This is a genomic window from Paenibacillus sp. 2TAB26 (assembly GCF_052115145.1).
GTDB lineage: Bacteria > Bacillota > Bacilli > Paenibacillales > Paenibacillaceae > Pristimantibacillus.
Genome location: NZ_JBFRGC010000013.1, coordinates 57,943 through 71,575, shown reverse-complemented (window position 1 = coordinate 71,575; position 13,633 = coordinate 57,943). Strand labels below are relative to the sequence as shown.

At 41.7% G+C, this 13,633-nt stretch carries 13 protein-coding genes; 12 read left to right on the top strand and 1 reads right to left on the bottom strand.

What is annotated here, in order from left to right; translation table 11 throughout:
- The first annotated feature begins 32 nt into the window (after window positions 1–32).
- From AB4Z50_RS16500 to AB4Z50_RS16475, 6 genes are all read left to right on the top strand, one after another.
- A complete protein-coding gene (locus tag AB4Z50_RS16500; RefSeq protein WP_441880818.1) occupies window positions 33–1,157 on the top strand; it encodes an NAD(P)/FAD-dependent oxidoreductase in 1,125 nt (374 codons plus the stop codon).
- A 57-nt stretch (window positions 1,158–1,214) separates the two neighbouring features.
- Window positions 1,215–1,574 (top strand): MmcQ/YjbR family DNA-binding protein, encoded by a 360-nt coding sequence (locus AB4Z50_RS16495; protein WP_076267250.1) that lies wholly within the window; start codon window positions 1,215–1,217, stop codon window positions 1,572–1,574.
- Window positions 1,575–1,903: 329 nt separating this feature from the next.
- Complete coding sequence (gene abc-f / locus AB4Z50_RS16490) at window positions 1,904–3,397, top strand: ribosomal protection-like ABC-F family protein (RefSeq protein ID WP_441880713.1); 1,494 nt, start codon at window positions 1,904–1,906, stop codon at window positions 3,395–3,397.
- A gap of 235 nt (window positions 3,398–3,632) precedes the next feature.
- Window positions 3,633–4,511 carry a cation diffusion facilitator family transporter gene (locus tag AB4Z50_RS16485; protein ID WP_441880711.1) on the top strand — a complete coding sequence of 293 codons (879 nt, stop codon included), beginning with the start codon at window positions 3,633–3,635 and terminating at the stop codon, window positions 4,509–4,511.
- A 154-nt stretch (window positions 4,512–4,665) separates the two neighbouring features.
- Entirely contained in the window at window positions 4,666–5,127 is a 462-nt protein-coding gene (locus AB4Z50_RS16480) for an SMI1/KNR4 family protein (RefSeq protein ID WP_441880709.1), read from the top strand.
- Between the two features lie 63 nt (window positions 5,128–5,190).
- Entirely contained in the window at window positions 5,191–5,514 is a 324-nt protein-coding gene (locus tag AB4Z50_RS16475) for a hypothetical protein (protein ID WP_441880707.1), read from the top strand.
- Between the two features lie 105 nt (window positions 5,515–5,619).
- Here AB4Z50_RS16475 and AB4Z50_RS16470 read toward each other — a convergent pair whose 3' ends face one another.
- Window positions 5,620–6,024 carry a VOC family protein gene (locus AB4Z50_RS16470; protein ID WP_339204961.1) on the bottom strand — a complete coding sequence of 135 codons (405 nt, stop codon included), beginning with the start codon at window positions 6,022–6,024 and terminating at the stop codon, window positions 5,620–5,622.
- Between the two features lie 293 nt (window positions 6,025–6,317).
- On the opposite strand from AB4Z50_RS16470, the gene AB4Z50_RS16465 reads away from it, so the two are divergent.
- The 6 genes from AB4Z50_RS16465 to metE all read left to right on the top strand — a co-directional run bounded on the left by AB4Z50_RS16465 (window position 6,318) and on the right by metE (window position 13,472).
- Window positions 6,318–6,788 (top strand): SRPBCC family protein, encoded by a 471-nt coding sequence (locus tag AB4Z50_RS16465; RefSeq protein WP_441880705.1) that lies wholly within the window; start codon window positions 6,318–6,320, stop codon window positions 6,786–6,788.
- 495 nt (window positions 6,789–7,283) lie between these two features.
- The gene (locus AB4Z50_RS16460; protein ID WP_441880703.1) at window positions 7,284–8,009 is read left to right on the top strand and encodes a class I SAM-dependent methyltransferase; all 726 of its coding nucleotides are present in this window, start codon (window positions 7,284–7,286) and stop codon (window positions 8,007–8,009) included.
- Window positions 8,010–8,045: 36 nt separating this feature from the next.
- Entirely contained in the window at window positions 8,046–9,044 is a 999-nt protein-coding gene (locus AB4Z50_RS16455; RefSeq protein ID WP_441880701.1) for a phosphotransferase, read from the top strand.
- 95 nt (window positions 9,045–9,139) lie between these two features.
- Window positions 9,140–10,000 (top strand): helix-turn-helix domain-containing protein, encoded by an 861-nt coding sequence (locus tag AB4Z50_RS16450; RefSeq protein WP_441880699.1) that lies wholly within the window; start codon window positions 9,140–9,142, stop codon window positions 9,998–10,000.
- A gap of 170 nt (window positions 10,001–10,170) precedes the next feature.
- On the top strand, window positions 10,171–11,073 hold the full coding sequence (locus AB4Z50_RS16445; protein WP_076267414.1) for a LysR family transcriptional regulator: 903 nt from the start codon (window positions 10,171–10,173) through the stop codon (window positions 11,071–11,073).
- A gap of 110 nt (window positions 11,074–11,183) precedes the next feature.
- The gene (metE, locus tag AB4Z50_RS16440) at window positions 11,184–13,472 is read left to right on the top strand and encodes a 5-methyltetrahydropteroyltriglutamate--homocysteine S-methyltransferase (RefSeq protein ID WP_441880698.1); all 2,289 of its coding nucleotides are present in this window, start codon (window positions 11,184–11,186) and stop codon (window positions 13,470–13,472) included.
- Window positions 13,473–13,633: the final 161 nt, after the last annotated feature.

The following is a 13,633-nucleotide window of genomic DNA, read 5'->3' as shown; positions in this document are numbered from 1 at the left end:
TGAGAAGAGCGATTGCAGAAAGAAGTGAAATAATCATGAAGATCATTGTCATTGGCGCAGGAATTGCTGGAGCATCAACCGCATACCATTTGGCTAAGCAGGGAGCAGATGTCCTCATTATCGATAGGAAAGATGAAGGACAGGCTACGGATGCAGCAGCTGGCATTATTTGTCCTTGGCTGTCGCAGCGGCGCAATAAGGCGTGGTATCGCCTTGCTAAGGCCGGAGCGAGTTATTACCCTGTTTTAATTGAAGAGCTGGAAAGTGAAGGGGAAACCGAAACCGGATATGCCAAGGTCGGCGCCCTCAGTATACATATGGATTCGGAGAAAATCGAGAAAATGGAAGCGAGAGCTTACAAGCGTTTAGAAGAAGCTCCAGAAATCGGTGAGATTACGCAGCTTGATGAACATCGGACCCGAGAGTTCTTCCCGCTGCTCGTCGAAGGATATTCTTCCGTTCATATTAGTGGAGCTGCTCGTGTGGACGGCCGTGCGCTGCGTGATGCTTTGCTTCGATCTGCACAGAGGAATGGGGCTGAGCTTATCTATGGGGATGCTAGGCTTGAATATCAATCCAACCGAATAACGGGTGTAACGGTTGGGGCAATTAGTTACTCGGCTGACATCGTGATCGTCTGTGCAGGGGCTTGGGCAGGGCAGCTGCTGCAACCGTTGGGCATTGATTTTAAAGTGAGTTATCAGAAAGCGCAAATTATGCACTTGCAGCTTCCAGATGCCAAACAGAATACTGGCAGCTGGCCGGTTGTTATGCCGCCTTCCGATCAATATTTACTCGCCTTTGATCAGCAAAAAATCGTCATAGGGGCCACTCATGAAAATGATATTGAAGGTTATGATACGAGGATCACGCCCGGTGGAATGCATGAAATTTTAAGCAAATGTCTTCCACTTGCACCTGATCTGGCCGATAGTACATTTCAGGAAGTAAGAATAGGCTTTCGCCCTTTTACTGCCGATTTTCTTCCGGTTATAGGCGTCATTCCAGATTGGGAGGGACTGCTTGCCGTAAACGGTCTTGGGGCTTCCGGCTTGACGATGGGGCCTTATATCGGAGAACAGTTGGCTAAGCTAGCATTAGGAATGGAAGTGGATATCGATTTAACCGATTATGAAATTTGTAAAGCCATTAGCTAAGCTGTAGGTTAAATTCATAATAAGTCATTTTAATATCGTAGAAGGAGAGCTGCTGTTTTGAAGAATAATATCATCGAATACTGTTTAACGAAGAACGGAGCGTCTAAGGATTATCCCTTCGGATTCGAACCGTTGGTCATCAAAGTTGCAGGTAAAATATTCGCGTTTATTTTTGAGGACAAAGGGGAGCATCTTCGCTTAAACCTAAAATGTGATCCGATTATTGCGGAAAACTTAAGGGAACAGCACGAGGCTGTTCGACCAGGATACCATATGAATAAAAAACATTGGAATACAATTACGATCGACGGTTCTTTGCCAGAGTCGGATGTTTTTGAAATGATTGATCATTCTTACGAGCTGGTTGTCAAAAGTCTTTCTAAGAGCCTTCGAGAATCTATTATCGAAAAGAACTAATTAGATATGGCTCAGAGCGTATGACGGGACTTCGCAGGTTGTAGTTAAATTAAGATTGTGATAAACTGTACCTAATTTTGATGACGGGAGTTGAACGAATACAATGTAGAACTTTCTTGCTGTGAGATCACGAAAAGAACGAACTCAGCGATCCGCTGTGGTTGGTTTATTTCGTCTCTGCAAGAAAGGTCTGCATTTCGTTTGCGCTCCCTATCCGGATAGTCATCCAGTCCCATAAAATGGGGCTGTATTTCCTCGTATGGATTAGAGACGCAAGAAAGCACCTTTCTTGCGTCTCTTTTTTATTTTCATACGAAAGGATGATCGCCATGCCCGCGATTCAAGTATCTAATCTCACATTTGCCTATCCAGGCAGCTATGACCTCATATTCGAAAATGTTCATTTTCAAATCGATACAGACTGGAAGCTCGGGTTTACAGGGCGAAACGGTCGGGGGAAAACGACGTTCTTTAACCTGCTGCAGGGGAAATACGAATACAGCGGTACGATCTCCGCACCCGTTGCCTTTGATTATTTTCCGTTTCCCGTCGAACATCCGGAATATTTGACCGTCGACGTCATCGAAGAAATCGTGCCAGACTATGAGCGCTGGAAGCTGATGCGTGAACTGAATCTGCTTAAGGTTTCGGAAGATGTGTTGTACCGGCCATTCGAAACGCTGTCCCAAGGCGAGCAAACGAAGGTACTGCTTGCCGTGCTGTTCATTCAGGACAATCGCTTTCTGCTCATCGACGAGCCAACCAATCATCTCGACTTGCATGCACGTAAACTCGTCGGTGATTATTTAAACACGAAGCGCGGTTTTATTCTTGTGTCACATGACCGCTCATTTCTTGACCGCTGTGTCGATCATATTTTATCGATCAACAAAACAAATATAGACATTCAAAAAGGCAACTTCTCCAGCTGGTGGACGAACAAAACTCGCCAGGACACGTTCGAATTGGCACAAAACGAAAAGCTATATAAAGATATCGAGCGTTTATCAAGCTCTGTCAAACGCACGAGCGGCTGGTCCCACGAGATTGAAAAATCGAAAAACGGCACACGAAACTCTGGTTCCAAGCTGGATAAAGGATATGTCGGGCACAAAGCTGCTAAAATGATGAAACGCGCGAAATCCATTGAGCAGCGGCAAAATGCCGCTGTTGAAGAGAAATCGAAACTGCTTCGAAATATTGAACAGTCAGAAAGCCTTGTGATCTCTCAACTCGCGTATTCCAAATCTGAACTGGCTGTGCTGGATCACGTCTCGATTTATTACGGGGAAAAATCAGTTTGCGAGAACGTTAGCTTGACGATCGAACAAGGGGATCGGATCGCCATTTCGGGTCCAAACGGTTCGGGTAAGTCTAGCGTGCTCCACCTGCTAAACGGTGAGGCGCTTCACTATACGGGTACGTTTCGGCTTGATCCTCAGCTGCGCGTTTCCTATGTATCCCAGAATACTTCTCATCTGCGAGGGTCTCTTTCGGATTATGCAGCAGAGCACGGAATCGACGAAAGTTTATTTAAGAGCGTGCTGCGAAAGCTTGATTTCGCCCGTATCCAGTTTGAGAAGGATATGTCGGCGTTTAGCGGCGGACAGAAGAAAAAGGTTCTGATCGCGAGAAGTCTATGTGAAGAGGCTCATCTGCATATTTGGGACGAACCGCTGAACTTTGTTGACGTCATTTCCCGGATGCAGATTGAGGAGCTGCTGCATGAGTACGCACCGACCATTGTGTTCGTGGAACATGATCGTGAATTTCACGACCGTGTCGCCACAAAAACGATTGAACTGACGGGAAACTTTGACTAAAAATCGTATCGTTTAAACGAAACAGCAGCCATAGGGCTGCTGTTTTTTTTGTGCAATCAAAGGCCAGTTTTATTATTTTCCAGTTGCATGACTCGATTTTAAAAATTGGGGCTGTGCAACACTGTTTGTCTGAGCTTATTTTTGATGCCAAAAACAAAACTGTTTCTCTAGACCCACACGCATTCTATCAAGTAACATAGGTTTTGTTCTGCAAAACCGACTGGGAGTGAAATAAGTGCAAGAAACGTATGATGACATCAAACAAGGCGAAAAAGGTGCATGGCTGAGCATTGGCGCTTATATTTTCTTGTCCGCAATAAAGTTAATTATAGGTTACCTCACTGGCTCCGAAGCCTTATCAGCTGATGGTCTGAACAACTCAACCGATATTATTGCTTCTATAGCCGTGTTGATCGGGCTTAAAATATCACGGAAACCACCGGACAAAAACCATCGGTATGGTCATTACAGAGCTGAAACGGTAGCTGCCCTAATCGCTTCTTTTATAATGTTCGCTGTAGGTTTGCAAGTTTTGTATCAGACGGTTATGAAGTTCAGAGCTCCAACAATTGAATCACCTGATATTATTGCAGCTTGGACTGCCCTAATTTGTGCCATAGCCATTTATTTCGTTTACCTTTACAACATTCGTTTAGCAAAAAAAATAAACAGTCACGCAATGATGGCGGCCGCACAAGATAATCGTTCGGATGCTCTTGTAAGCATGGGTGCTTTTGTTGGCATCATCGGTTCACAATTTGGCTTGCCATGGCTTGACCCAGTCACAGCTCTAATTGTAGGCATCATTATTTGTAAAACAGCATGGGATATTTTTCGTGATTGCTCGCATGCGCTTACAGACGGTTTCGATCATGAAGAACTTCAAACCATTAAACAAACCGTTTCCGATACCCCAGGTGTAGAGAAAATAATTGATATAAAAGCTCGTATTCACGGGAATAACAAACTGGTAGACGTAACGATTGCCGTAGACCATCAGCTAAATGTAGGCGAAAGCCATGACATTTCAGAACAAATTGAGAAACGTATTGCTGAATTGCACAGCATTTCCTACGTACACATTCACATAGAGCCTTTTTTGGCAAGTAGTTAGGTACACAGAGTAAGTTCAGATGTCTGTTACTGAAATAACGGTAACAGCTGACCGTATCACTATGCATTTTCATTAAGGGATGGATGCAAAGAATCTATGTATAACGAAAACTCAATAGAGAATAGGAGATTTTGTTCTGAATAGACATCAAATATTGAAGCTGTTGCATGATAACAAATTGCAAACGAATATACCATTTGAAGGATGTACAGAAGCAGAACTTAACTTATTAGAAAGTGAGATTGGCAATAAATTACCATTTGCTTATCAAGAATTCTTATTGGCAGCTGGTCATAATCATGGGAAATTGTTTCAAGGAAGCGATATTGAATTCTCGCAATTGAGGGATTTACAGATTGAAGCTAGAGAATTAGTAAGAGAGAATAATTATCCGATAATACTTTTAGAGAACGCATTTATATTCTCGATGCATCAAGGATATGAAATTCGATTTTTTGAGTTAAATGGAAATGACAATTCACCTGTCCTGGAGTGGTATGAAGGAAGTGATAAGGGGATTGTTATGCTCTCTGAATCATTTGAAGATTTCTTGCAAACGCAAATTGAACAGCACTCACATGTCAAATTGAAAATATCCAGCTTGTTGGATGAATGAAAACGGAATTGAAGTTATCAATGGATACCCTATAATAAAAGCATCATCAGAAAGGAATTGAATATGTCAGTAATAACTTTATGCGGTTCTACAAAATTCAAAGATCAATTTGAAAAAGCAAACGCGTTTCTTACACTTCAAGGCAATATTGTTATTAGCGTTGCTTTTTTTGAACAAAGCGATGGTTTTAAAATTACAGAAGAACAAGCAGAGTTACTAGGGCATCTACATTTTAGAAAAATAGATATTTCTGATGAAATATTCGTAATTGATGTTGATGGATATATAGGCAACAGTACAAAAAAAGAAATTCAATATGCTAAAGAAAAAAATAAAGTAATCCGTTACTTTTCCGATGGCGAGATTCCCTCAAATATATTCAACTAACGGATAACTATGGTGGAGGAATTGCAGTTGTACAGTTCCTCTTGTATCCCCAAAAAAGCCCGCCCGAAATTATTTTCGGGCGGGCTTTGCTCTTGCAATTATTGTTTAGGCAGTTGGTCCAGCGGTGGTGATCATCCACATTACGCCGTATTTGTCTTCGATATGTCCGAATAATGTGCCCCAAAATGCGGGTTCTAACGGGCACTTTATGTTGCCGCCTACAGCTAGCTTATCGAAGGCTTCGCGGGCTTCAGCCTCTGCATCATACTCGAGACACAGATGTATGGCATTTCCGCGAATGATTGGTTCAAATACAGAATCGGACATTAAAAAGTGAATTCCTCCAGCCATCAGACTCAAGTTAACCACTTTATCCTTGAGTTCTTCCTTTGCATCAGGAAGCTGTCCATGCGTCATAACGGACAGGATCTCTCCACCAAGTGCATGAGTATAGAACTCAGCTTGAGCTTTTGCGTCCTCCGACATCATATAAGTTGTGTGTTTTGCCATCTTATAACATCCTCTCATCCCATAGTTTGGATTATTTTTGTAGATAACCGATGAACTCAGCCTCTATTTAGACAACGAATGAGAAATTTGAAAATCGACAGATTCCAAAAAAAATTTTTAAACTTTATTTTATTATGCTGACAGGCAGTGAATTTCCAGTAATGATAAAATGAAGTTGCAGCTCGGGAAGGTGTTTATTAATTATTTCTGATCATGGGCTGCCTAAAGAGTTATTTTAAAAATGGGTACAATGCTGGCTTTAAGAGTATTTGTAGCTTAATGAGGTGTTTGGATTGGTTACTGTTAAAACCGAGGTTCTTATAAATGCTCCAATTCATCATTGTTTTGATCTAGCGAGGAATATAGAAGTACATACTCAAACGGTCTGGAAACATACGAAAGAGAGGGCCATAGCAGGAACGATTGAAGGCATGATTAATAAGGGAGAAACCGTGACCTTTCAGGCTACTCATTTTCTAATCAGACAAAAACTAACCTCGAAAATTACGGAATATGAAAGACCCTATCTTTTTGTAGACGAAATGAGTAAGGGGGCTTTTAAAAGCTTAAGACATGAGCATTTATTTGAGGAACATGATGGAATGACATTAATGAAAGACATATTGGTTTTTGAAGCTCCGTTTGGAATAGTTGGATGGATTACAGAGAGATTGATATTAAGAAGGTACATGAAAAGTTTTTTGGAGCATCGAAATAATCAATTAAAGAGTAGGGCAGAAGAGCTAGTCACTGACCTTGATTAACCTCGTTTAAACGCTCTGTACTGGCAAGCTTCTCTTAACAATCAAGCAAGATGATAGAGACCATATATGAACAGGTACTACAAAAAGTTGGTACTCGTTTCAAGAAAAGGTTTTTATTAGAATTGATTTGTAAGGAAGCAGATGATTGCTGGATTACGAGCTGGGAGGCATCAATATGTCATTTTTAGCACTAATTGTATTGTTAATCATAGGAGTAATCATGTTAGTGGTCGGATTTGTAGCTAAAAAGAATTGGCTTAAGCTGTTATCCATTATCCCGCTAGCTATTTCTACGTGGCATTTTTCAAATTTGTTTTTGATAGGTTATGGATGAAATTTGTGAGCATATCTCTAGCATTTTTTCCAGCTCTTAAAATATAATCATATGATCCAAAAGGAGGCAGCCATTATTATGGCTGTCTTTTACCTCATAACTGAAAAATTATGGTATTATCAAGCTGCTGTTATAGCTAGAAATAGGAGGGTGTGAACAAAATGAAGGAAAAGGTTGTCACAGCGTACGACAAACTTGCAAAAGACTACGAAAAGCATGTGGATACTGAGAGCGGGCACAACGCTTATTATGAGCGGCCAGCAATGATGAAACTTATGCCAAATGATATGAAATCACTTACAGTCCTTGATGCTGGCTGTGCTGCAGGTTGGTACACGGAGCAATTTTTAAAGCGTGGGTCTCAAGTAACGGCTATTGATTTGAGTCCTGCTATGGTAGAAGCATGCAAAAGGCGAGTTGATCATGAGGCAGAAGTATTCGCTTGTGATTTAACGGAGCCCCTCCCATTTAAAAACGAAACATTCAACCTTATAGTAAGCTCATTAACCCTGCACTATATCGATGATTGGGCGCCAACCTTTCAAGAATTCCATCGCATATTGAAACCGGGTGGACAAGTTATTTTCTCCGTACATCATCCATTTATGGACTTTAAACATTTTGAAAGACCTGATTATTTCGCTCACGAGCTGCTTATGGAAACCTGGAACAAGAAAGAATCTGGCCCAGTGGAGGTTACATTTTATAGGAGGCCTCTTCAAGAGATTCTGAATGTCACATCTGCCCAATTTATCATTGATCAAATCATCGAGCCGCAGCCGGATTTAGCTTTTAAAGATAAACCAGATGCTATGGATTGGTATAAGCGTTGGTATGATCGTCTTTCGACTAATCCTCATTTTCTCATTGTGAAGGCACGGAAATAGAAAGACAGAATTCTTAATTAGGATTAGGGGGATATGATGTCGACATTAATCGATGAGCTAATACACTATTATTTTATTCATCCGAGCTATGAAATCGAGTCTGTTCCTTTTGGTCTAACAAACCTCACGAAGATTGTTAAAATCAATGATCGAAAATATGTAGTCCGCATCTACGATCGTTATACGAAAAATGTACAAAGCATGGAAATGGAATCGAAAATAACTTCGTTTTTGAGTGGCAGTAATCTTACATTTCAAGTGCCTGTATTTCTTCGGGCGCTCAATGGGGATGAATACATACAATTAGCAGACGGTACTTTAGGTGCGGTCGTATCATTTATTGAAGGCCGTGTACCAGAAATAGTAGAAACACAACAAGCCTTGAAATTTGGTCATGTCGTTGGAGAAATCTCTTCAACACTGAGCGAATATGAAACTGATCTGCTAGACCACCATGGAAAAGCTTTCTCAGATCTTTATGATCTTCATCCACTCGCCCATCGTAATGATATAACTTCTTTTATTGAAAATCCGCCATTTTACATTTCTGAATCCCACCTGAACTTCTATAAAGATACGATTTTGTCCGTTGAGATGTCTATTCACCAGCTAAAAAGTTTGCCAAGGCAGCTCGTTCATCATGATTTGCTCATATTCAACCTATTGTCCCACAACAACAACATATGTGGCGTATTGGATTTTGATTTCACTTCGATTGATGCTAGTTTTATGGAATTTGTCATTAGCCTTAATCATATTTTGCAAATGTCGGATGGATCTTTGGAAATGACTGAAGCCTATATTAAGGGGTATGCCGTTTATCGTAAGGCAACTATACAAGAAATTAATCATTTGCAGCTCATGACGCAGATTTATCATATTGCAGTTCTCTATATTTATATAGGCCAGCATTACTCAGGTAAACCGATTGAAGCTAACTTCAACTATATACTCAATCAATTTCAAACACGAAATAACTGGTTGAATGAGCATCGTGAGGCCTTGCAAGCACTACTTGAATTGTATCTAGTTTGAGAAATTCTCAACTCAAGCACCGCTTGATATACAAAAAGAAGGGTCAAATATACACTGAAAGTATCTTGAACGAAGGGGTGATGACAGTGTTTGATATGATGAAGGTAGGCAGAAATATTTCAAAGCTAAGGAAGAAGATCGGAATTACCCAAATGGGATTAGCAGACAGACTTAATATCAGTTATCAGGCGGTGAGCAATTGGGAGCGGGGAGAGACGATGCCTGATATTTCTAAGCTTCCCCAGATCGCAGAAATTTTTGATGTCAGTATCGATGAGATTTTAGACGAAGGCAAAGGTACTGAACTACTTAGAAGTATGCTGGATCATTCAACAGAAGATTATTTACAACATAATGAAGTTTCACTTAAAGATATTTCCGAAATTGCACCATTGCTCAAAACAGAGCAAGTGGATGAATTCGTTGCGAATGCAGAGGAGGTTGCTGAAATAGGCGATCTTTTGGCTCTTGCTCCTTTTGTTAGTGATGAGACGATAGACAGATTTGCAAAACAGGTGTTTGAAAAAGAGGGCATTTATGTACTCGTATCGTTAGCTCCCTTTATGAGTGAATCTGCGATTGACGAGTACTCGAAGCAATCTTTTGAAAAAGCAGGTATACATTCACTCGTATCGATGGCCCCATTTATTAGTCAGTGTGCGATTGATGAATGTGCGAGGATGGCGGTTAAAAAAGAAGGCATAACTGCCATTGTGTCACTCGCCCCGTTTATTAGTAAAGAAGTCATTGATGAATGCGCGAGGATAGCCGTTGAAAAAGAGGGCATAAATGCCATTGTATCGCTGGCGCCATTTATAAGTACAGAGGCAATTGACGAATGTGCAAAAAAAGCTTTTGAGAAAGAAGGCTTAAAAGCACTGGTGTCGATCGCACCCTTCATCAGTAGAGGTATATTGAATGATTGTACTGAAAGCAGTGCTATAGCGAAAAACTGAAGGATGGACGTAAAGTCAGTCTTCCATCGATAGCTTTAAAGAACGTTTGGGAATCCGCTGCAATTCGGGTTCCTTTTTCTTATGCTTAAACGGCAGGCGATGCAATGTTTGGCTTGTTTTATATGTATAATATAAGAAAGACAAGCAGGATGTTAGAAGGGAGTATTTCATTGACTCTACAACAATTAAAATACGTAATTGAGGTCGCCAATCGAGGCTCCATTAATGAGGCAGCCAAGCGGTTGTTTATTTCTCAGCCTAGTCTTTCCAATGCCATTAAGGATCTGGAAGAGGAAATGCAGCTAGAGATTTTCGAGAGATCTAATAAAGGAATTTCACTTTCTAAGGAAGGTGTTGAGTTTTTAAGTTATGCTAGGCAGGTCGTTGAGCAGGCGGAATTGTTGGAAAGCCGTTACCTGAATGCCAAGCCTTCGCCGCAGCATTTTTCGGTTTCTACTCAGCATTATGCTTTTGCAGTGAATGCATTTGTCAGTTTGGTTCGCGAGTATGGTCAGGAAGAATATGAATTAACATTACGTGAGACTAAAACCTACGAAATTATTGAAGATGTTAAAAGCCTGCGCAGCGAGATTGGAATCTTGTATCTTAACGAGTTCAATGGGAAGGTAATCAATAAGCTGCTCAAAACGGCGAATTTACAGTTTATTAGCTTATTTACAGCTAAGCCTCATATTTTCATCAGCATTAATAACCCGTTAGCCAATCAATCCATCGTGACCATAGACCAGCTTCAAAATTATCCCTATTTGTCCTTTGACCAAGGCGAATACAATTCTTTTCATTTTTCAGAAGAAATTTTAAGTACGATGACTCATAAAAAAAGCATCCGTGTAAACGATCGGGCGACGCTGTTCAATCTCCTAATTGGACTAAACGGATATACGATATCGACTGGTGTTCTAAGCGCTGATTTAAACGGCAATGAGATTATTCCAGTACCGCTCGATTGCGAGGAGACGATCAATGTAGGTTGGATTTCGCAGCGAAATGCTTCCTTATCCAAGCTTGGATCAGCATATATTGAGGCGCTCAAACAAGCGATTGGCAAATAAAAATGCGGGTATAGCTTAAGGCTATGACTAGATATAGTTTAATCCAGTTACTCTATAACAGTGAATACGTGTTATCTTTCTTGTAACAATTTGTATAGGAGTGTTACGAGATGGTGAAAAGCAGTGTTTTGGGATATCCACGTATTGGTGCGGATCGGGAATGGAAGAAGGCGCTAGAAGCGTTCTGGGCAGGCAAGCTTGAAGAATCAGAGTTCCATGGCAAGCTTCAAGAAATCCGTTTGAATCATTTGCGCAAGCAGCAGGAGAAAGGCATCGACCTTATCTCGGTCAATGATTTCAGCTATTACGATCACATTCTTGATACAGCAACGATGTTCGGGATCATTCCGAAGCGCTTCACTTACGAAGGCGGTTCAGTACCACTGTCGGTTTATTATGGCATTGCCCGCGGAACGAAGGATGCAACGGCAAGCGAAATGACCAAGTGGTTTAACACCAACTATCACTACATCGTACCTGAACTGGACGGAGCAGCACCTGTACTTACAGAGAATAAGCCGCTTATCGCATATTTGGAAGCTAAAGAAAAGCTCGGTATCGAGGGAAAACCCGTTATTGTCGGCCCATTAACTTTCTTGAAGCTGTCCAAAGGATATAGTCAATCAGAGACGGATGCTTGGCTGGATCGATTGCTGCCGCTTTATGTGCAGATCCTGCAAGAGCTTGAAAAAGAAGGCGTTCAGTGGGTACAAATAGATGAACCAATTCTGGTAACAAAACTTAGCGATGCTGATCGCAGTCGCCTAAAAAATATTTATACCACGCTTGCTGCATCGGTAACTAATCTAAACATCATGCTGCAAACGTATTTCGAATCCGTAGAAAACTATACTGACATCGTTGCGTTGCCGGTCAAAGGAATTGGGCTTGACTTCGTACACGGTTTGTCCGTAAACTTGTCATCCATTAAACAATTTGGCTTCCCTCAGGACAAGGTTCTAGGTGCAGGAGTCATTGATGGCCGCGGCATCTGGAAAGCGTCACTTCGCGATAAATTGGCATTGTTGAAAGAGTTGGCTGAAGTCGTAACGGCTGAACAGCTAATTGTACAGTCATCTTGCAGCCTGCTTCATGTTCCAGTCACAGTGCAAAATGAGACTAAGCTATTGTCTGAACTAAAGGGTGCTCTAGCATTTGCGGATGAGAAGCTGGATGAGATTGTTCTTCTTGCGAAAGCAGTTACTTCGGAAGATGCTTTCATTACTGCTGAGCTTGAGAAATGTGATGCTGCTCTAGAGGCGCTTAAGCAATCAGGCGAGCGCAATCGCAGCAGCATTCAGCAAGCCGTAGCCGCTATTAGCGTGCAGAATCCAACACGCAATCTGCCATTTTCTGAGCGTCATATTGCCCAACAGAAAAAATGGCAATTGCCGATTTTCCCAACGACGACAATTGGCAGCTTCCCGCAATCCGCAGAGGTGCGCAAAGCCCGTCAACAATGGCGCAAGGGTGATTGGAACAATGAACAATACGCTAGCTTCATCCGTGAGCAAATCGATATCTGGATTAAGCTTCAGGAAGAAATCGGACTGGATGTACTCGTGCATGGCGAATTTGAACGGACAGATATGGTTGAGTTTTTCGGTGAGAAGCTTGCGGGCTTTGCGTTCACTCAGTTCGGTTGGGTACAGTCGTATGGCTCCCGCTGCGTGAAGCCGCCAATTATTTTTGGAGATGTAGCGTTTGAAGAAGCAATGACTGTCGAGGAAACGAAGTATGCTCAGTCGAAGACTGAACGTCCAGTTAAAGGAATGCTTACGGGACCGATCACGATCATGAACTGGTCGTTCGTCCGTGATGACATTACGCGTGAGCAAATCGCTTACCAGCTTGCCTATGCGCTTAGACAAGAAGTAGAAGCGCTTGAGCAAGCGGGCATTGGGATGATTCAGGTTGATGAGCCTGCGGTTCGCGAAGGTCTGCCGCTTAAGGAAGAAGACCAAGCCAACTATTTAGCTTGGGCTGTCAAAGCTTTCCGTGTGACTACATGCACGGTTCAGGATACGACGCAAATTCACACGCATATGTGTTATTGCGAGTTCCATGACATGATTGATTCCATTGAAGCGATGGATGCAGATGTTATCTCCATCGAGACTTCACGCAGTCATGGTGAATTGATTCATAGCTTTGAGCTGAATACTTACAAGCTGGGTATAGGTTTAGGCGTATACGACATCCACAGCCCGCGTATTCCGCGAGTGGAGGAAATGACGAGTATGATCGAACGCGCTTTGCGTGTGCTTGATCCGAAGTTATTCTGGATTAACCCAGACTGCGGACTTAAAACACGTGGACTCGAAGAAACCGTTGATTCCTTGCGCAATATGGTTGAAGCGACACAGATCGCTCGTGCGAAACATTCTTTGCAGGTGTAAGCTAGGTTAATAATAAAAATCACAGAAGAGCAGGCTGCCACGGCAGCCTGCTCTTTTTGATAGGATCAGATCCGATTTTGTTTTATAAATAAACTAGAATTAGGCTGATTTCTCAAATATGATATGATAAATGAAATGAATTGATTTTAAAAGGAATGAAT